At 68.6% G+C, this 17,904-nt stretch carries 20 protein-coding genes and 1 pseudogene; 13 read left to right on the top strand and 8 right to left on the bottom strand.

The window, feature by feature from the left end; translation table 11 throughout:
* Window positions 1–5: 5 nt before the first annotated feature.
* From QN206_07780 to QN206_07740, 9 genes are all read left to right on the top strand, one after another.
* Window positions 6–731, top strand: a complete 726-nt coding sequence (locus QN206_07780; protein MDR7614712.1) for a LuxR C-terminal-related transcriptional regulator — start codon at window positions 6–8, stop codon at window positions 729–731.
* 75 nt (window positions 732–806) lie between these two features.
* Entirely contained in the window at window positions 807–1,967 is a 1,161-nt protein-coding gene (locus QN206_07775; protein MDR7614711.1) for a 2-hydroxyacyl-CoA dehydratase family protein, read from the top strand.
* A gap of 11 nt (window positions 1,968–1,978) precedes the next feature.
* Window positions 1,979–3,262 carry a 2-hydroxyacyl-CoA dehydratase family protein gene (locus QN206_07770; GenBank protein ID MDR7614710.1) on the top strand — a complete coding sequence of 428 codons (1,284 nt, stop codon included), beginning with the start codon at window positions 1,979–1,981 and terminating at the stop codon, window positions 3,260–3,262.
* A 7-nt stretch (window positions 3,263–3,269) separates the two neighbouring features.
* The gene (locus QN206_07765) at window positions 3,270–4,127 is read left to right on the top strand and encodes an acyl-CoA dehydratase activase (protein MDR7614709.1); all 858 of its coding nucleotides are present in this window, start codon (window positions 3,270–3,272) and stop codon (window positions 4,125–4,127) included.
* Window positions 4,108–4,911 (top strand): acyl-CoA dehydratase activase, encoded by an 804-nt coding sequence (locus tag QN206_07760; protein ID MDR7614708.1) that lies wholly within the window; start codon window positions 4,108–4,110, stop codon window positions 4,909–4,911. Before QN206_07765 ends, QN206_07760 begins: the two co-directional genes overlap by 20 nt.
* A 15-nt stretch (window positions 4,912–4,926) precedes the next feature.
* A complete protein-coding gene (locus tag QN206_07755; GenBank protein MDR7614707.1) occupies window positions 4,927–5,802 on the top strand; it encodes an amidohydrolase family protein in 876 nt (291 codons plus the stop codon).
* Between the two features lie 14 nt (window positions 5,803–5,816).
* On the top strand, window positions 5,817–6,572 hold the full coding sequence (locus QN206_07750) for an SDR family NAD(P)-dependent oxidoreductase (GenBank protein ID MDR7614706.1): 756 nt from the start codon (window positions 5,817–5,819) through the stop codon (window positions 6,570–6,572).
* Window positions 6,573–6,574: 2 nt separating this feature from the next.
* On the top strand, window positions 6,575–7,114 hold the full coding sequence (locus QN206_07745) for a hemerythrin domain-containing protein (GenBank protein MDR7614705.1): 540 nt from the start codon (window positions 6,575–6,577) through the stop codon (window positions 7,112–7,114).
* Complete coding sequence (locus tag QN206_07740; GenBank protein ID MDR7614704.1) at window positions 7,111–7,752, top strand: TetR/AcrR family transcriptional regulator; 642 nt, start codon at window positions 7,111–7,113, stop codon at window positions 7,750–7,752. The genes QN206_07745 and QN206_07740 overlap by 4 nt, the downstream gene beginning before the upstream one ends.
* A gap of 5 nt (window positions 7,753–7,757) precedes the next feature.
* On the opposite strand, the gene QN206_07735 is transcribed toward QN206_07740, so the two are convergent.
* The 7 genes from QN206_07735 to hisC form a co-directional block, all read right to left on the bottom strand.
* On the bottom strand, window positions 7,758–8,519 hold the full coding sequence (locus QN206_07735) for a creatininase family protein (GenBank protein ID MDR7614703.1): 762 nt from the start codon (window positions 8,517–8,519) through the stop codon (window positions 7,758–7,760).
* Between the two features lie 32 nt (window positions 8,520–8,551).
* Window positions 8,552–9,247, bottom strand: a complete 696-nt coding sequence (locus QN206_07730; protein ID MDR7614702.1) for an ABC transporter ATP-binding protein — start codon at window positions 9,245–9,247, stop codon at window positions 8,552–8,554.
* Window positions 9,240–9,989 (bottom strand): ABC transporter ATP-binding protein, encoded by a 750-nt coding sequence (locus tag QN206_07725; GenBank protein ID MDR7614701.1) that lies wholly within the window; start codon window positions 9,987–9,989, stop codon window positions 9,240–9,242. The genes QN206_07730 and QN206_07725 overlap by 8 nt, the downstream gene beginning before the upstream one ends.
* The gene (locus QN206_07720; GenBank protein MDR7614700.1) at window positions 9,982–10,947 is read right to left on the bottom strand and encodes a branched-chain amino acid ABC transporter permease; all 966 of its coding nucleotides are present in this window, start codon (window positions 10,945–10,947) and stop codon (window positions 9,982–9,984) included. The genes QN206_07725 and QN206_07720 overlap by 8 nt, the downstream gene beginning before the upstream one ends.
* Window positions 10,941–11,819, bottom strand: coding sequence for a branched-chain amino acid ABC transporter permease (locus QN206_07715; GenBank protein ID MDR7614699.1), 879 nt, complete (start codon window positions 11,817–11,819; stop codon window positions 10,941–10,943). The genes QN206_07720 and QN206_07715 overlap by 7 nt, the downstream gene beginning before the upstream one ends.
* Window positions 11,820–11,829: 10 nt before the next feature.
* Complete coding sequence (locus QN206_07710; GenBank protein ID MDR7614698.1) at window positions 11,830–13,062, bottom strand: ABC transporter substrate-binding protein; 1,233 nt, start codon at window positions 13,060–13,062, stop codon at window positions 11,830–11,832.
* 83 nt (window positions 13,063–13,145) lie between these two features.
* On the bottom strand, window positions 13,146–14,255 hold the full coding sequence (hisC, locus tag QN206_07705) for a histidinol-phosphate transaminase (protein MDR7614697.1): 1,110 nt from the start codon (window positions 14,253–14,255) through the stop codon (window positions 13,146–13,148).
* A 118-nt stretch (window positions 14,256–14,373) separates the two neighbouring features.
* On the opposite strand from hisC, the gene QN206_07700 reads away from it, so the two are divergent.
* The 4 genes from QN206_07700 to QN206_07685 all read left to right on the top strand — a co-directional run bounded on the left by QN206_07700 (window position 14,374) and on the right by QN206_07685 (window position 17,202).
* Window positions 14,374–14,784 carry a RidA family protein gene (locus QN206_07700; GenBank protein MDR7614696.1) on the top strand — a complete coding sequence of 137 codons (411 nt, stop codon included), beginning with the start codon at window positions 14,374–14,376 and terminating at the stop codon, window positions 14,782–14,784.
* A gap of 66 nt (window positions 14,785–14,850) precedes the next feature.
* Window positions 14,851–15,663: a tryptophan 2,3-dioxygenase family protein gene (locus QN206_07695; protein ID MDR7614695.1), complete on the top strand. Its 813-nt coding sequence runs from the start codon at window positions 14,851–14,853 to the stop codon at window positions 15,661–15,663.
* On the top strand, window positions 15,660–16,811 hold the full coding sequence (locus QN206_07690) for an aminotransferase class V-fold PLP-dependent enzyme (GenBank protein ID MDR7614694.1): 1,152 nt from the start codon (window positions 15,660–15,662) through the stop codon (window positions 16,809–16,811). The genes QN206_07695 and QN206_07690 overlap by 4 nt, the downstream gene beginning before the upstream one ends.
* Before the next feature lie 4 nt (window positions 16,812–16,815).
* Window positions 16,816–17,202: an ASCH domain-containing protein gene (locus tag QN206_07685; GenBank protein ID MDR7614693.1), complete on the top strand. Its 387-nt coding sequence runs from the start codon at window positions 16,816–16,818 to the stop codon at window positions 17,200–17,202.
* Here QN206_07685 and QN206_07680 read toward each other — a convergent pair.
* A pseudogene (locus QN206_07680) lies at window positions 17,115–17,904 on the bottom strand (ATP-binding cassette domain-containing protein). The gene QN206_07685 and the pseudogene QN206_07680 overlap by 88 nt on opposite strands.

Raw genomic sequence — 17,904 nt, 5'->3', positions numbered from 1 at the left:
GGGTGATGGGCGTGAAGCGGGCGGAGGCCGTGAGCAGCGCACGGCGGGTGTCCGAGGGCCTCCGGGTGGCCCTGGAGGCCCTGGAACGGGCAGGCGAGCCGGCCCTGGTGGTGGATGGCCGCCAGCGGATCATCCTGTGGAACCGGGCCGCGGAGAAGTTGCTGGGATGGTCTCAGGAGGAGGTGGTGGGCCGGCCGTGCTACCGGGTGGTGGCGGGCTACGACCGGAACGGACACCTGGTGTGTTGCCCGGGGTGTCCGGAGTTCGCCATGGCCCGCGCGGAGGAAACCATCCCTCCCCGGGACGTGTGCTACCGCACGCGGGACGGCCGGTACGTGTGGGTGAACACCAGCACCCTGGTGCTTCGTCCCGGTCCAGACCCCCAGGACGTGTTTCTGGTACACCTCTTCCGGGATGTGACCCGCCAGCGGACCGTGGAGGAGCTGGTGGAGCTGCTGGCGGCGCGGGAGGGGCTTCTCGCCACCGTGGGCGCGGTCAAGCACCCCCTCACCCGGAGGGAGCGGGAGGTCCTGGCCTTGCTGGCCCAGGGCATGGACACGGAGGCCATCGCCCGCACCCTGGTCCTCTCCACCGCCACCGTCCGCAACCACGTGCAGAACCTCCTGCGCAAGCTGGGGGCCCATACCCGGGCAGAGGCCGTGGCCCGTGCCCTCCAACAGGGGCTGTTCCCCCGGGACGGCAAGGGCCTCCATCTGCATCAGGAAAAATGATGCATTCCCCGCATTGTCTGTCTTGGATGTGCGCGCTAGGTTTTGACTGACCGGTTGGATAAAACGAGGGGAACCGTGGACGAGTTGGAACGGATCTTCGACGACCTGAGGGCCCTGGTGGAGGATCCCTCCTTCCCCGCGGTTCGGCGGTGGCTGGCGCAGAACCCGGGAGGCAAGGTGGTGGGGTCCTTTCAGGTGTTCTTCCCGGAGGAGATCGCCCATGCCGCGGGGATGCTCCCCCTCAAGATCGCGGGCGCGGGGGGCACCATCCAGGTGCGCCAGGCGGATGCCCGCATCGCGGCCTTCGTGTGCTCCATCGTCCGCAGTTCCCTGGAGCTGGCCCTCTCCGGGCGGCTGGACTTCCTGAGCGTCATGGTGATCCCCAACATCTGCGACGCGGCCCGGAACGCGTGTGGGGTGTGGGTCCGCAGCTTCCCCCACATGCGAGTGGAGACCCTCTACCACCCCCACAACGCGGCGAGCGCGCACGCGGTGGACTACCTCACGGGGGAGTACCGACGCATCGGCCGGATTCTGGAGGAGGTCGGCGGGCGCCCCATTACGGATGAGGCCCTGCGCGCCAGCATTGCGCTCTTCAACGAGAACCGCAGGCTGCTCCGGGAGGTGTACCGGATCAAGCGGGAGACCCCGTGGTTGTTGAGCGCGGTGGAGAGCTACCTCCTGGTGCGGTCCGCGGGTCTCATGCCCCGGGAGGAGCACAACGCCCTCCTGCGCCGGGTGCTGGAGCTCCTGCCCCAGCGGCCCGTCAAGAAGCAGGACCGCATCCGGGTGGTGTTCGAGGGCGGGTTCTGCGAGCAGCCGGCCCTGGACATGCTGGCGGTCATCCAGAACGCCTGCTACATCGTGGACGACGACCTCATGATCGGGCTGCGGTGGATTACGGAGGACGTGCCGCTGGAGGGAGACCCCTGGCGGAACCTGGCGGATAGCTACCTGAACCGCAGCAGCTACAGCCCCGTGCAGCGGGATCCGCGCAAGCCCAAGGCGGAGATGCTCCTGCGGCGCATCCGGGAGTCCGGGGCGGAGGCGGCCATCGTGGCCGCGGCGAAGATGTGCGAGCCGGGACTCGAGGAGCAGGTGCACTACGCCCGGGCGCTCGAAGCGGCCGGGATTCCACATCTCGTGATGGAGTTCGAGGAGAGCATGACGGTCTTCGAGCAGGTGGGGATGGAAGTGGAGACCTTTGCAGAGTCCCTGCTGTTCCAGTTCGCCTGAAGGAGGCGGCCGTGGGCACATCCGCTGAGGAAATCCTGGGAGCGACCCGACGGGAAGGCAAACGACTTATGGACCTGTGGTGGCAGGAGATGACGGAGGCCGCCCAGACGGGACGGCCCACCGCATACGTGTTCGCCATGGGGTCCATGGCGGAGCTGCTGCGCACCTTCGATTTCGTGCTGAACTTCCCGGAGATCACCTCCCTGCAGATCGCAGTGCGCGGGCAGTCCCAGGCGTACATCCAGACCGCGGAGGACTACGGGTTCTCCCCGGACGTGTGCGGCTACGTCAAGGCGGACGTGGGACTCCAGCTCCGGCAGGGGGAACACCCGTACGGCAAGGTCCCGCGTCCCTCCCTGGTAGTGACCTCCAACGTCTGCAACACCTACATCAAGTGGTCCGAGATCTGGGAGCACCTCTACGGGTGCCCCGTGTTCGTGGTGGACCTGCCCGGATGGCGGGGCCGGGATTCCGCGGACCTGGACGGGGAGACCTTCCACAACGACGCCCGGTACGTCCTCGGGCAGCTCCAGGAGCTGATCGGGCTGTGTGAGCAGGTCACGGGCAAGCGCTTCGATGTGGATCGCTTCCGGGAGCACCTGGCGGAGGCGAACCGCATGGCGGAGCTCTACCATGCGGTCTGCGAGACGAACCGCCATGTCCCCGCCCCCTTCAACGCCGTGGTGGAGGGCGTCACGTATCAGGGGATCGCGCACCTGTACCGAGGAAGCCCGGAAGGGAGCCGGTACTTCCAGCAGGTGCTCCGGGAGATGCAGGAGCGGATCCGGCTCGGCATGGCCGCGGTACCGGATGAACGGTTCCGCCTCGTCCTGGTGGGGACCACCTGTTACAGCCACTTCCGCCGGTTCGTGGAGCTCTTCGCCTCCTGGGGGGGCGTGTTCGTGCACAGCACGTACATGGTCTTCGCGGGCGGCGGGTTCGTCCCCGGGTTCGCCTATGACCTGAGCCGGCCCCTGGAGAGCTTCGCGGAGCGCATGGTGACCGCTGCCTACTGGGGCTACACGGGGTCCATGTTCTACCAGCAGGACTGGCTGGATGATGTGGTACGGCGGTGGCACGTGGATGGCATCTGCTTCCACGGTGTGAAGTCCTGCCGCACGGTCTCCACGGGCCTGCCGGACGTGCGGGAGTGGATGCGGGTCCAGCGGAATGTCCCCGGACTCTTCATCCAGTCCGACCTGGTGGATCCGCGCCTGTGGTCCGACGCACAGGTGAAGAACCGGGTGGACGCCTTCTTCGAGGCCCTGGCGGCCCACAAGGCGGCGAGGAGGTGAGGGAGCTATGGTGATCGCCACGCGCACGCTGGTGGCCGGGGTGGACGTGGGGAGCACCCAGACCAAGGCGGTGATCATGAACCTGAACCGGGTCATCCTGGGCCGGGCCCTGGTGGACACGGGGGCCCGGTTGAACGAGGCGGCCCGGGCCGCCTTCGAGGCCGCCCTACAGGACGCCGGGGCCGGGGAGGACGAGGTGGCCTACACCGTGGGCACCGGCTACGGCCGGTTCAAGGTGGAGTTCGGGAACACCCAGGTCACGGAGATCAGCTGCCACGCCCGGGGCGCGGTGTTCCTCTTCCCGGGCACGCGCACGGTGCTGGACATCGGGGGGCAGGACACCAAGGCCATCCGGGTAGGACCGAACGGGGAGGTCCTGGACTTCTGCATGAACGACAAGTGCTCCGCGGGCACGGGACGGTTCCTGGGGGCCGCCAGCGCCGCCCTGGAACTCCCCCTGGGGGAGCTGGGCCCCCTCGCCCTCACCGCCCGCAACCCCGTGACCATCACCACCACCTGCACCGTGTTCGCGGAGTCGGAGATCCTGGGGTGGCTCGCCCGGGGCCGGAAGGTGGAGGACATCCTCATGGGGGTGCACGCGGCCATCGCCGCGCGCAGCCTCTCCCTGCTGCGCCGGGTGGGGATCGAGCCGGAGCTGACCTTCACGGGCGGGGTCTCCCGGAACGTGGCCATGGTGCACCTCATCCGGGAGCTCAGCGGGGTCCCCGTGAACGTGAGCGAGGAATCCCATTACTGCGGCGCCATCGGGGCCGCCCTCTTCGCCCTGGACCACGTCCTGGTGGGCGAGCGGGTCCCCGTGGGCGCCGGAACAGGGGAGGGAGAGGATGCTGGTCGCGGGCATTGATGTGGGCGCCACGTACACGAAGGCGGTTCTCCTGGCCGACGGGGAGGTCGTGGGCCGTGCCATGCTGCCCACGGGCTTCAACTTCGCCCGGGCCGCGGAGCGGGCTCTGCAGGCGGCGTTGGAGGGAGCGGGCCTGCCCCGGGAGCGGGTGGGCTACGTGGTCACCACGGGCTATGGCCGGCACATGGTGCCCTTCCGGGACCTGGCCGTCACGGACCTCACGGCCCAGGCCTGGGCCGTCCACCGCATGTATCCCGAGGTCCGCACCATCCTGGACATCGGGGGGCAGAACGTGAAAGCCATCCGGGTGGACGAGCGCGGCCGGGTTCGGGCCTTCCGGCTCAACGACAAGTGCGCGGCGGGAAGCGGCGCCTTCCTGGAAAAGACCATGCGGTACATGGGATACACCGCCGCGGACATCGCCCGGCTGGCGGAAGCCGCCAAGGAACCCGCGGTGGTGAGCAGCGTGTGCGCGGTCTTCGCGGAAAGCGAGGTCATCAATCACCTGGTGGCGGGCCGCAGCCCCGAGGATGTGTGTGCGGGGGCCATCGTGGCCCTGGCGGAACGCGCGGGGCAGCTCGTCAAGCGGCTGCGGGGGGAACCCGCGTACGTGCTCACGGGAGGGCTCGTTCGGGTCCCCCTCATGCGCCGCCAGCTGGAACAGAGCCTCCGGATCCAGTTCCTCGTGCCCTCCGACGAGGAGGGCGTGTACGTGGCGGCTCTGGGAGCGGCTCAACTGGCTCAGGGACGGCTGCAAAGGCTTGAAGAGCGGGCCACGGCCTAGCCGGAGGGGAGACGGGTGCTCGAGGAAGTGAAGGCCATCGATTTCATGTACTACGTGGCCACCCCGGAGTTCATCGCCCGGTGGAACAAGGCGAAAGAGGGGGAGCTGGTGTGCCGCATGGAGCGGGCCCTCGGCGGAAGCCTTCCCAGCTTCCCCACCATCGAGGCCATGCTGCGCGCCATGGACGAGGCGGGGGTGGAGAAGGTCTTCATCACCCAGTGCAAGATGTGGTCCTACCGCAACCACTGGATGTACATGGACACGCAGCTGGAGGAGGTCTTGCAGTACACCCTCCGTTACCCGGACCGGTTCGTGGGACTCGCGGGCTACAATCCCTACCGCATTCCGGAGAGCCTGCGGGAGATCGAGCGGGCCGTGAAGGAGTACGGCTTTCGGGGCGTGTATGTGCACGTCTATGGCTTCGACATCCCCCTCCACGACCGCCGCATGTACCCCCTCTATGCCAAGTGCGTGGAGCTGGACATCCCCGTCTCCATGCAGGTGGGGCACGTGCTGGAGGGGCAGCCTTCGGAGCACGGCCGGCCCATCTACCTGGACCGGATCCTCTGCGACTTCCCGACCCTGAAGGTCATCGGCGCACACACGGGCTGGCCGTGGGTGGAGGAGCTCATCTCCGTGTGCTACAAGTGGGATACGGTGTGGATCGGCATCGACGCCTGGATGCCCAAGTACCTGAAGCCGGAGTTGGTGCGCTTCATGAACAGCCGCCTGGGGCAGGACCGGTGCCTGTGGGGCACGAACGGTCTCCCGTGGAAGGAGAGCCTGCAACAGTTGCGGGAGTTGGGCCTGCGGCCGGAGGTGTACCGGAAGGTGGTGCGGGACAACGCGGTGGCCCTGTTCCGATTGGAGACACCGGTCAGCGTGGGCTAGGGAGGAGGGAGGCCATGGAATTCCGGGATCGGGTGGCGCTCGTGACCGGCGGGGCGAGCGGCATCGGCCGGGCTACATGCCTGGGCTTCGCGGCCGGAGGAGCCCGGGTGGCGGTGGCGGACGTCAACCGGGAGGGGGCGGAGGCCGTGGCGGAGGAGATCCGCCGCGCGGACGGCCAGGCCCTGGCGGTTCCCATGGACGTCACGGATCGGGCAAGCGTGGTGTCCGGATTCCAGAGGGTCCTGGAGACCTGGGGCCGCGTGGACATCCTGGTAAACGCCGCGGGCTGGGATCGCATCGTGCCCTTTTTGGAGAGCACGGAGGACCTGTGGGATCGGATCATCGCCATCAACTTCCGGGGAGTGCTGAACACCTGCCACGTGGTACTCCCCCACATGGTGGCCCAGGGCGGAGGCGTGGTGGTGAACATCAGCTCGGACGCGGGCCGGGTGGGATCCAGTGGAGAGACCGTGTACTCAGGCGCGAAGGGCGCGGTGATCGCCTTCAGCAAGGCCCTGGCCCGGGAGGTGGCCCGGCACAACATCCGGGTGAACGTGGTGGCCCCCGGGATCACGGACACGCCCCTCTTGCGGCAGATCATCGAGGCAGGCAACGAGAAGCTCATAGACGCCATCGTCCGCTCCACGCCCATGCGCCGCATGGCCCGACCCGAGGAGGTGGCGGACGCAGTCCTGTTCCTGGCCTCCGACCGCGCCTCCTTCATCACGGGCCAGACCCTCAGCGTCTCGGGCGGGCTCACCATGGTGTAGCCATGCGGTCCACGGAGGAGCTCAGGCGGGAACACGAGACCATCCTGGGCGCCCTGGAGGGGCTGGAGCGCCACCTCCGGCAGGTTCAAGAGGGCGGATCCCTCCGGCCCGGGTATGTGCGGGACCTGGTGGCCTTCTGCCAGGGTTTTGTGGATCGGTGCCACCATGGGAAGGAGGAGCACTGCCTGTTCCCCTGCCTGGAGCGGCGGGGGATTCCCCGGGAGGGCGGGCCCATCGGGGTGATGTTGATGGAACACGAGATGGGCCGGCAGCTGGTGCGCCGGATGGCAGAGGCCTTGGACCGCTACGAGGCGGGTCAATCCGGATCCGAGGCGGTGGTGGACCTGGGATGGCAGTACCTGGAACTGCTGCGGTCCCACATCGCCAAGGAGAACGAGATCCTCTTCCCCATGGGGGAGGCGGTGCTGGAAGCGACGGATGACGAACAGGTGGGGCGCTGCTACGATGGGGTCGAGCACGCACAGGGGGAAGGAGAACACCAACGGCTGAGGCGACTGGCCGAACATCTGCGCACGGGATGAGGACGGGGTTCGGGTCCGCGGCCATCCGGCCGCATGTGGCGGCCCTGGAGGAGTCCCTTTCCCCCAAGCAGACCCAGCTGCTCCGCAGCACCTACCAGGTCCTGGCAGAATGCGGCCTCAAGCAGATGACCCTCCGCCGGGTGGCGGAGCGGGCCGGGGTCAACAAGGGCCTGTTGCTCTATTACTTCGGTACCAAGGAGGACCTCATCCTCTCCACCATGCGGTGGGTCCTGGCCCGGGTGGGCCACCGGATTCACGCCGCGGTGAGCCAGGCAGGGAGTGCGGAGGACAAGGTACGGGCCACCATCGACGCCATCTTCGTGGATCCCCGGGCGAACCGGGACTTCTACCTGGTGTACCTGGACCTGGTGGGTACCGCGGCCCGCCAACGTCGCTTTCAGGAGCTCAGCGCCACCTTCAGGAACATCGTGGACGCGGTGTACGCGCACATCATCGAGGAGGGCGTGCGGGAGGGAGCCTTCCGGGTGCGGGATGTCCAGGAGGCGGCCTCCGTGGTCCGGGCGGTGGTGGACGGGTTCTTCCTCCAGTGGCTTCACGAACCCGACCTGGAGGCCACGCACCCGGTGGTCCGGGAGCGGTGCAAGCAGGCCATCTTCACGTACCTGAGAGCCGGCTAGAGGGCTCACCGCCCGAACCTTCCCGGCCGATCCCGACCGCCCACCCCCTGCACCAGGTCCCGGATGACCCCCACCAGCATGTCCGTGAGGATCTCGAAGATCGCCTCTCCCTCCTCCCGCGTGGCCTCCGCGGGTGCCCCGCAGTACGCCTGCTCAAGCCCCATGGCCCGGAAGTCCCGAATCCCCCTCTGGATGGCCTCCACGAGGCTCACGGGGACCGGTGGCAGCGCCCGCATGCGCTCCCGGTCTACGGTCTCCGGTTGCTCCGCCAGCACGAGGGAGGTCTCGTATCGGCCCGCGTGGCAGGCGCCGCTCCGGAACTCCTCCGGAAGCCGCGCGGCGCGCTCCCGCCGGGTGAGATCGAGGTATCCCACCACGGCCCCGGTGCGGGCCTCCACGTGGTCCAGGGCTCGGTGGATGGTCCGCACGTGCTCGGGCTCGAGGTGGTTGTTCACCACCACCAGGTACCGGAACCCCTGGCGGAACAGGTCCGTGCACAGGTCCACGAGGAGGGCAAACAGGGTCTCCTCCGAGAGGCTCACCGCGCCGGGGAACGTGCCCGCGTAGCGGGTGACGCCGTAGGGGATGGGCGGGAGCACCAGGATCTGCACCTCGGGATCGTCCCGGAGGCGCGCCGCGGCCCGCCGGCACATCCCCAGGCTGATGAGGAGATCGGTCCCGAGGGGCGCATGAGGGCCGTGGGGCTCCACCGCCCCCAGGGGGAGGAGCAGCACGGGGATCCGACCCCCCTGCAGCAGGGCCTCCACCCGCGGCCAGGTCAGGGCCGTGAGCTCCGAGCTCAGATCAGGAGGTACCGTCGCCGCACCTCCTCCTGGCGTCGCAGATCCTCCACCGTCCCCTCGAACCGGATGCGGCCGTCGTCGATGATGTACCCCCGGTCCGCAATCCGGAGGACGGCGGGCACGTTCTGCTCCGCGAGAAGCACCGTGAGCCCGGACCGCTTCAGCACCCGGATCCGCTCCTCCAGGGCCCGCACCAGGAGGGGAGCCAGTCCCTCCATGGGTTCGTCCAGCAGCAGGAGATCCGGGTTCCCTACGAGCGCCCGGGCGATGGCGAGCATCTTCTGCTCCCCGCCGCTAAGGGCGCTTCCCCGGTGGTGGCGCTTTTCCCGAAGCACGGGAAAGAGCTCGAACACCCGATCCAGGGTCCAGTAATGGGATCCGCGGGCGTGGGAGGCGATCTCCAAGTTCTCCTGGACCGTGAGGTCGGGAAAGATGCGACGATCGTCGGGCACGTACGCCACCCCCCGTTGCGCGATGCGATGGGGCGGAAGCCCCGTGATGTCTTCCCCGCGGTACCGGATCCGCCCCCGTCGGGGCGGGGTGAGGCCCACGATGCTCCGGAGGGTGGTGGTCTTGCCTGCCCCGTTGCGGCCCAGCAGGAACACCACCTCGCCCTCCCAGACCTGCAAGGAGACATCGAAGAGCACGTGGCTCTGCCCGTAGTAGGTGTGGATCCCCTCCACCTCAAGCATGCGCGCTCCCCAGGTACGCGGCCTGCACCTCCGGGTGCCGGCGTACTTCCTCGGGGCTTCCCTGTACCACGGTCCGGCCGTGGTGCATCACCGCAATGCGGTGGGCGGTCGCGAACACCACCTCCATGTCGTGCTCGCAGAAGAGCACCGTGAGCCCCTCCTCCTGGTTGAGACGGGCCAGAAGCCGCAGGGTGGCCGCGGTCTCCTCCGGCGACATCCCCGCGGTGGGCTCGTCCAGGACCAGGAGCTTCGGACGGCCGGCGAGGGCGATGGCGATCTCCAGGGTGCGCTGATCCCCGTGGGAAAGGGTCCCCGCGGGATGGTGGGCTTTGTCCGCCAGCCCCACGTGCTCCAGGATGGCCCACACCTCCCGGGCGGCGAACCGGGAGGCGGGGAGCGCTAGGTGGAAGGTTTTCCGGTGGCGACTCAGCACCGCCACGTGCACGTTGTCGAAGACCCGCAGCCGGGGGAAGACGTTGGCGATCTGAAAGGTGCGGCCGATGCCGAGGGCACAGCGGCGGTGCGCGGGCCACCGGGTGATTTCCCGACCCTGGAAGACCACGCGTCCGCGATCCGGCTGGAGCACCCCCGTGATGAGATGGAACAGGGTGGTCTTCCCCGCGCCGTTGGGGCCGATCACCGCCACCACCTCGCCGGTCCGGACTTCCAGCGTGGCCCCCCGCAGAGCGGGGAATCCGTCGAAGGCCTTGTGCAGCCCCTCCACCAGGAGCAGGTTACCCATGGGCGTCCCCCGCGGGCGTGGGCTGGGGCATCGAGACTCGGAGATTCTGGGCGCGTCGGGCCCTCAGGGTCCCCAGGATCCCCTCCGGAAGGAAGAAGATGAGCAGGATGAGCAGGACCCCGAGGATCAGGGTCCAGTACTCCGTGTGGCGGCCGGCGAAGACCCGGAGCGCCACCACCAGGGCCGCACCGAGGAGGGGCCCCAGGAACGTGAACCATCCGCCCAACAGACACATCACGAGGATCTCCAGGGAGAGCACCCAGAAGAGCATGTTCGGAAACACGGACCGCTCGAGGACCACGTACAGGATTCCTGCCACCCCGGCGAAGAAGGCAGCCAGGACCATGGCCGCGAGCTGATGTGCCCGCACGGGGATCCCCACCACCGGGCATCGCTGCGGGTTGTCCCGGATGGCCTGCAGGGTGAGTCCGAAGGGCGAGCGCACCACGGCCCAGAGCGCCAGCAGGGAAGCCGCCACGGTGACCAGGATGAACCGGTACGCGCTGTCCAGGGGCTGGAGCCCCGCGGGGAGCGGAATCCCGTGGAGGCCGTTGTCCCCGCCGGTGATGGGATACCAGCGCAGGGCCACGATCCACACGAAAGAGCCCAGGGAGAGCTGCAGCATGCCGAAGTACAGGCGCTCGAGCCGCACGCACACGAGCCCCATCAACAGTCCCGCGAGCGCGGCCGCCAGCGGGCCCGCCACCATGCCCGCCCACGCGGGCCAGTTCAACTTCGTGATGGCGATGGCCAAGGTGTAGGCCCCGATTCCGTAGAACACCCCGTGGTGGAACTGGTACATTCCCCCGAACCCCAGCACCAGGTTCAGGCTGGTGGCCAGGAGCCCTGTTACCAGGATGAGGGCCAGCAGGTACACATAGAAGGGAGGCAGGAAGGCAGGCGCCGCCAGGAGGGCCGCGAGAAGCGCGCCGATGCCCAACCGGGTGCCGTTCACCATACGGACCGCAACAACCCTTGAGGCCGCAGGAGCAGGACCCCTGCGGTGATGGCGTAGGGAAAGGCGATGGCGAACTGGGGCCAGATCAACAGCCCCACGGAATGCGCCACGCCGAAGAGCAGGGATCCCACCAGGGCTCCCCAGAGGTTCCCCAGTCCCCCGATGATCACGATGAGGAAGCTCTCGATGAGCAGGGTGTGGTCCATGCCCAGGGTGATGCTGGTGGTGGGGGCCACCAGGGCTCCCCCGAGCCCCGCGAGGAGACAGCCCACCCCGAAGGCCACCGCGAACACCCGGCCCACGTCAATCCCGAGCACCGCCACCATCTCGCGGTCCGTGGCCGCGGCCCGCGCGATCTTCCCGATCCGCGTGCGGTGCGCAAAGAGCCACAGGGCCGTAGCCACGAGGGGACCGGCGAGGAGCAGCACCAGGTTGTACCTCGGGAGGGCCACGCCGAGCACGGAAACCGACCCCTGGAGGGCCTCCGGCGGCACCAGGGAGCGGTAGGTGGGCCCCCAACCGAGCTTCACGAGATCGTTGAGGATGAGCATGACCCCGAAGGTGAAGAGGATGAGCATGAGGTGCTCCCGCTGGTAGAGGCGGCACAGGAGCGTCCGCTCCACCACGAGCCCCACCGCCGCGGTGGCAAGCGGGGCGGCCACGAGGGCCGCCCACAGCCGGGCGGGGTGCTCTCCCATCGCCTCCGCCACCGTCCAGGCCACGAAGGCCCCGATCATGTACAGAGATCCGTGGAAGACGTTCGGGACCCGCAGCACGCCCAGGACGAGGCTGAGCCCCGCGGCCACGATGAACAGGATCATGGCCCGACTCAGACCCACCAGGATCTGGCCCAGGACGGCCACGGGATCCATGGCCTGCCCCTTACCGCCCCTGGGTCCTTGCCCGCTGGATGTCCTCGCAGGTGGGCATGACCTCCCGGGCCGGAACGGTCATGAGATCCCCCGCCACGAGGAAGGGGAACTGGGGATCCCGCTTCGTGCGCCCGAAGAACAGGGGCAGGGTCGCCTGATGGTCGCAGGCCCGCATCTCCACCTCCCCCACGGGTGTACGGATCCGCAGGCCCTCCAGGGCTTCGATGAAGCGCTCCCGGTCCAGGGACCGGGCCCGGCGATACGCTTCCGCGATGAAATGCGCGGTGATGTACCCGTGGAAGGCGGGGAAGCCTGGCGGATCCCGGTAGGCGGTCTGGAACCGCCGCACGAACTCCCGGTTCGCAGGGGTCTCCGGGTAGTAGAAGAGATAGTCCGTGGTGCCCCACACGTCCTCCGGCGCCGCCGCGCCCAAGGGTCGCAACACGGTGACGTCGATGGCGGTGTGGATGGCGGAAGGAACGCGTTCCGCGAACCCGATCACCTTCATGGTGCGCAGCACATTGGCCATGCCCGCCCCGCCCGTTCCGAAGAAGGCGGCGTCGGGCCTGGCCTGCAGGATCTGGGTGAGGTACGGGACGAGGTCCGGCTCCCCCGTCCGCCACCAGGTCTGCCCCAGCAGGGTGGCCTCGGGCTTCGCGCGCTTCATGAACCGCCAGAAGGAGTTGGTGACCGCGTGTCCGTACTCGTAGTCCTCCGCGCCGATCCAGAACCGGGTGTAGCCCCGCCGGGCGAGGGCGTAGGCCAGAGCCTTCCCGGCCATGGCGGTGTTCTCCGAGGTGCTGAACACGTACCGGTGGCCTTTGGCCCCGGTGATCTGCTCGCTCTTGCTGATCCACACGAGGAAGGGCACCCGCTGCTCCCGGGCGAAGGCGGAGATGGCGAGGGCGGTGGCGCTGCTGATGGTGCCCACCAGGAGGTCCACCCGCTCCTGCAACACCAGCTCCCGGGCCATGCTGAGCCCGATCTCCGGGCTGAACTTCTCGTCCCGGGTCACGAACTCGATGCGGGCACCGTGCACCCCTTCCCGGTTGATCTCCTCCAGGGCCAGCCGGAAGCCGTTGAGGGCGTCGTTCCCGAAGACCGCGGGCGGCCCGCTGTAGGTGTCCACGATCCCCACCTTGATGTTGCGCTCGAACCGGAGGGAGGGTCCCGCCCCTGCCCGGGGCGCGGTCACCGCAACCATTCCCAGGATGGCCAGCACCGCGAGCCTCCGCGTGCGCATGCTGCTTCCCCCTTTCCGAGGATCTCCGCCCCTGGTGGGAGCGGACAGGTGGTTTTGTTCTCTGGACCCGGACGGGATTCCTGTCAGTCGGCCCGGAGGGCCCGGAGAACGGATCTCAGAGCCCGTCCGAACCGATCCAGCTCCTGCGGGGTGCCCACGGTGACCCGGATCCAGGTGGCATCCCCTGGCCCCGGCCGTACGAGCACCCCTTGTTGGAGCAGGGCCTCGGCTACCCGGCGGGCGGGTATGCCCACGTCCAACCACACGAAGTTCGCCACGCTTCGGTAGAACCGGAGTCCGAGGTCCGCGGCCAGCTCCTCGAGGAACCTCCGGCCCGCGGCCACCACCGCCAGGGTCCGGGCCACGTGCTCCTCGTCCTCCAGAGCGGCCAGGGCCGCGGTCTGGGCCGCGGCGCTCACCTGGAAGGGCTCCCGGACCCGCCGCACCGCCTCCAGGATCTCCGGCGGGGCCACCAAGTATCCCACCCGCAGGCCCGCGAGGCCGTACATCTTGGAAAACGTGCGCAGCACCGCGATCCGACGACCCTCCCGTACCCACCGCACCCCGTCCGGGTAATCCGTTGCCGCATCCCGGGCGAACTCCCCGTACGCCTCGTCCAGAACCACGAGGGCTCCTTCCGGCACCCGTTCCAGGAACTCCCGGAGTTCCGGCTCCGATACGTAGGTTCCCGTGGGGTTATTGGGGTTGCACAGGATCACCATCCGCGCGTCTTTCCCCGCCTCCAGAAGCCTCCGGAGATCAGGCCGTCCGCCCTCGTCCAGGGGAACGGCGACCTCCTGGGCCCCCTGCATCCGTGCGAACACCGCGTAGAGGGGAAAGGTCGGCCAAGGATAGACCACGGAATTCCCGGGGTCGAGGTAAGCCTCTGCCAGGAGTTTTAGGAGCGCGCTGCTGCCTGCACCCACCTCCACCCACTCCACGGGGATCCGAAGCCGCTGTGCCAGGGCCCGGCGTAGTTCCCAGCCCTCGTCGTCCGGATAGCGGCCGAGGACGTTGCCCGCGGCCACCAGCGCCTCCAGGGCCCGGGGAGAAGGGCCGAGGGGATTTTCGTTGGAGGCCAGCTTTACGGGACTCTGCCCCCCGAGGGCGCGGCGCAACCGCTCGGGAAAGCCTCCTGCCACGTAGGCCGGGATGTGGCGCAGGGCCGCGCGGGCCCGGGGATCCGGCTCCATGAGATCACCTCCCCCGGGAAATTCGCACCACTTCCGAAGATTTCCTGTGCTGGAAGGAGGGAAGAGGATCCGGGCATCGAAGGGTTCCGGTGACACGGGCCGCAGCACAGGGGAGAGGATGGGGGAACGCCGGATCATCAATCCGCCTTCCCTTCCGCCCCCCCGGGGGTATAGCCACGGGATCCTCGTGCGGGGGCGGGATCTGCTGTTCCTGGGCGGCCAGGACGGCAGCGATCCCCAGGGCCGTCTGGCTCCGGATCTCGTGGAGCAGTTCCGGCAGGCGCTCGCGAACCTGCAGGCGGTGGTGGAGGCGGCGGGTGGCACCCTGCAGGACGTGGTGAAGCTCAACATCTTCGTGCGGGATCGCGCGGCCTACCTGGAGCATCGGAGATCCATCGGGGAAGTGTTCCGGGCCTTCTTCGGCGGCTACTACCCCGCCATGGCCCTCTTCGAGGTCACCGGCTTCTTCCGGGAGGAGGCCCTGGTGGAGATCGAGGGGATCGCCGCGATCCCCCGGAAGGAGGGGTGAGGCCGGAGGGGGAGGGCCGGACGCATGGCGTCTGAACCGGAACCCGCCGGGAAAGGGGGCGTGAGTATGGAGGCGCGGATCCGGCCGCTCACCTACGGTTCGTACATTCGGACGGATGACCTCCTCTCCCTCCAGACGCGTCTCAGCGACGCCCACGATGAGCTGCAGTTCATCATCGTCCACCAGGTATTCGAGCTGTGGTTCAAGCTGCTGCTCTTCGAGCTGGAGTCCGTGCGGGAGGCCCTGGAGCGGGGCGAGCTGCGGGGGGCTGTGCGCCTGTTGCGGCGGGTGACGGAGATCTGCCGGGTCATGACGGGCGGGTTCGACGTGCTGGAGACCATGCGGCCGTGGGACTTCCTGGAGTTCCGGTCGCATCTCCGGCCCGCAAGTGGCTTCCAGAGCCGGCAGTTCCGGGAGGTGGAGTTCCTCTCGGGCCTGAAGGATCCCCGGTACCTCCGGAGCTTCGAGGAGATGCCCGAGGACTTGAGGGTGCTCCGGCGCCGGTTGGAGGAGCCCAGCGTGTGGGATGCCTTCGTGGGCCTGCTGCGCCGCCGAGGGCTTGCCGCCTCCTCCGACGCAGAACTGCTCCATACCCTCATCCGTATCCATCGGGAGCCCGCCCTGGCAGACCTGGACGAGCTGTGCGAGACCCTTCTGAGTTACGACGAGGCCTTCTCCCTGTGGCGCCACCGACACGTGCTGATGGTGGAACGGATGATCGGAGCCCGGCCAGGGACGGGACAGGAGGACGTGCAGCGGACGGTGGGATCCTCGGATCGGGACTACTTCACCGGGGTGGATTACCTGCGGAGTACCCTTCCCAAGAAATTCTTCCCCCTCCTGTGGGAGGCCCGGACCTTCGTGGAGCGGGAGGAATGAACGACCCCCTGCTGCGCTGGCGGGAGGAGTTCCCCGTCCTGGCCCGTACCACCTACCTCGTCTCCCACTCCATGGGCGCCATGCCCCGATCCGCCCGGAAGTGGATGGAGGAGTACCTGCGGATGTGGGAGGAAGGAGGAGTGCGGGCGTGGGAGGCGTGGGAACCGTATGTCCAGGAGCACGCGAACCGGATCGCCACCCTCCTTGGAGCTCCGGAAGGCAGCGTGGTGCTGCACCAGAACGTCTCCACCCTCTTCGGCATCCTCCTCTCGGCCCTCCTCCAGCCCCGCGGTCGAACCAAGGTGGTGGCCACGGACCTGAACTTCCCCTCCCTCCTCTATGCCCTCCAGATGCACGCAGACCTCGGATTGCGCCTCCACCTCCTTCAGAGCCCGGACGGGATCACGGTTCCCCTCGAAGCATGGGAGGAGGCCGTGGACTCCGAGACCCTCGCGGTGGTGGTGGACCACGGGATCTTCCGGTCGGGATTCCTGCAGGATGTGAAGGCCATCACGGAGCTCGCTCACCGGCACGAGGCCTGGGTGATCGTGGATGCGTACCAGACCGCGGGCTGCGTGCCCATCGACGTACGGGCCTGGGGCGCGGATGCGGTGCTGGGAGGGTCGCACAAGTGGCTGTGCGGGGGGCCGGGGGCCGCCTGGATGTACGTGCGCCCCGATCGGATCCCGGAACTCCGGCCGCGGTTGGTGGGGTGGTTCGGCCACCGGGCCCCCTTTGCCTTCGCGCTCGAGGTGGACCTGGCACCGGACGCCATGCGGTTTGCCACGGGCACGCCCGGGATTCCCGGGTTTTTCGCGGCGCGGGCCGGCCTGGAGGTCGTGCTGGAAGTAGGAGTGGAGGCGATCCGGGAGAAGTCCGTGCGGCTCACCCAGCGCATGATCGAGCGGGCGGACGAGCTGGGACTTCAGGTCCGTACCCCGCGGGATTCCGCGCAGCGGGGCGGAATGGTGGTGGTGGACTTCCCCGGTGCAGAGCGGGTGGCGCACGAACTGGTCCAGCGGGACATCCTCGTGGACTACCGGCCTCAGGCCGGCATCCGGATGTCCGCCCACTTCTACACCCATCCCGATGAGGTGGAGCGCGCCTTCGAGGCCATCGGGGAGCTGAAAACCCGGGGGGTGGCGTAGCGCGATGGCGGAGGGCCGCTTGCCGCGTCGGGGGCTTGTGGTACGGGAGCCGTATGCCACCTGGATCGTGGAGGGAAGGAAAGCCTGGGAGCTACGCAAGCATCCCACCCGGATCCGAGGCCCTGTAGGGATCGTGAGCCGGGGATTCCTCATCGGAGAAGTATCCATCGTGGGTGTGCAGGGTCCCTTCACGCTGGGAGAGCTGGAGGCCTACCACGACCTCCATCGGGGGGATCCGGACTTCCTCCGGCGGTACGCGGGAGGAGGGAAGCTGTGGGCGTGGGTTCTTGCGGAGCCCCGACGTTACCTGCGGCCCATTCCCGTTCCCCTGCGGCCCGGCGGGGTGCTCTGGGTGGATCTCTCTGGCTTGACAGACCAGACGGAGCCGTAGCCCACGTACACGACCTGGTCGGGCTCCAGGGCCTCGAGCACCTCCGGCCGGTGGGTGGCCGCCACCAGAGTAATCCCGGCCTCCCGCACGGACCGACTGAGGCCCCGCGCCACCCGTTGGGCAGTGGCTACGTCCAGGTGGGCCGCGAACTCGTCCAGAAGAAGGAGATCTGGCCGCTCCGCCAGCAGCAGGGCAAGCCGGAACCGCTCCCGCTGCCCGGTGGAGAGCTCTTGCGGCCTTGCCCGGTACAGCACCGCGTCCGCGAGCCCCACCCGGTTGAGGACCTCGATGGCTGCGGTCACGTCTCCCAGCCGCTTGTACACCTGTTCCAGCACCGGCCCGCCCGTGAACTTCGGTTCCGCCTCTCCTGGGAGGTAGGCCCGGATCCGTCCCTCCGGGCGGAGGACCTCACCCGCATCCGGTTCCTGGCCCAGGAGCAGCCGCAGCAGAGTTGTTTTCCCCGCCCCGCTCGCGCCCCACAGCACGGACACCGATCCCGGCGGAAAGACGAGATCCACGTCCCGCAGCACCGCCCGTTCCAGGCGCCGCCGCCTCGCCCCGAAGGCCTCGAGGACCCCCCGGATCTCTCCCGACATCCGGGAAAGGTCGAGGGTGTTCACATACGTCTTGGCGACGCCCCGGAGCACCACGGGACCGGAAAGCCCCCGGAAGCCCGGCCGTACCGGGGCCGGTAAAGGCGGC

This window comes from Armatimonadota bacterium, assembly GCA_031460175.1.
Lineage (GTDB): Bacteria > Sysuimicrobiota > Sysuimicrobiia > Sysuimicrobiales > Sysuimicrobiaceae > Sysuimicrobium > Sysuimicrobium tengchongense.
This window is presented reverse-complemented; position numbering and strand designations above follow the sequence as displayed.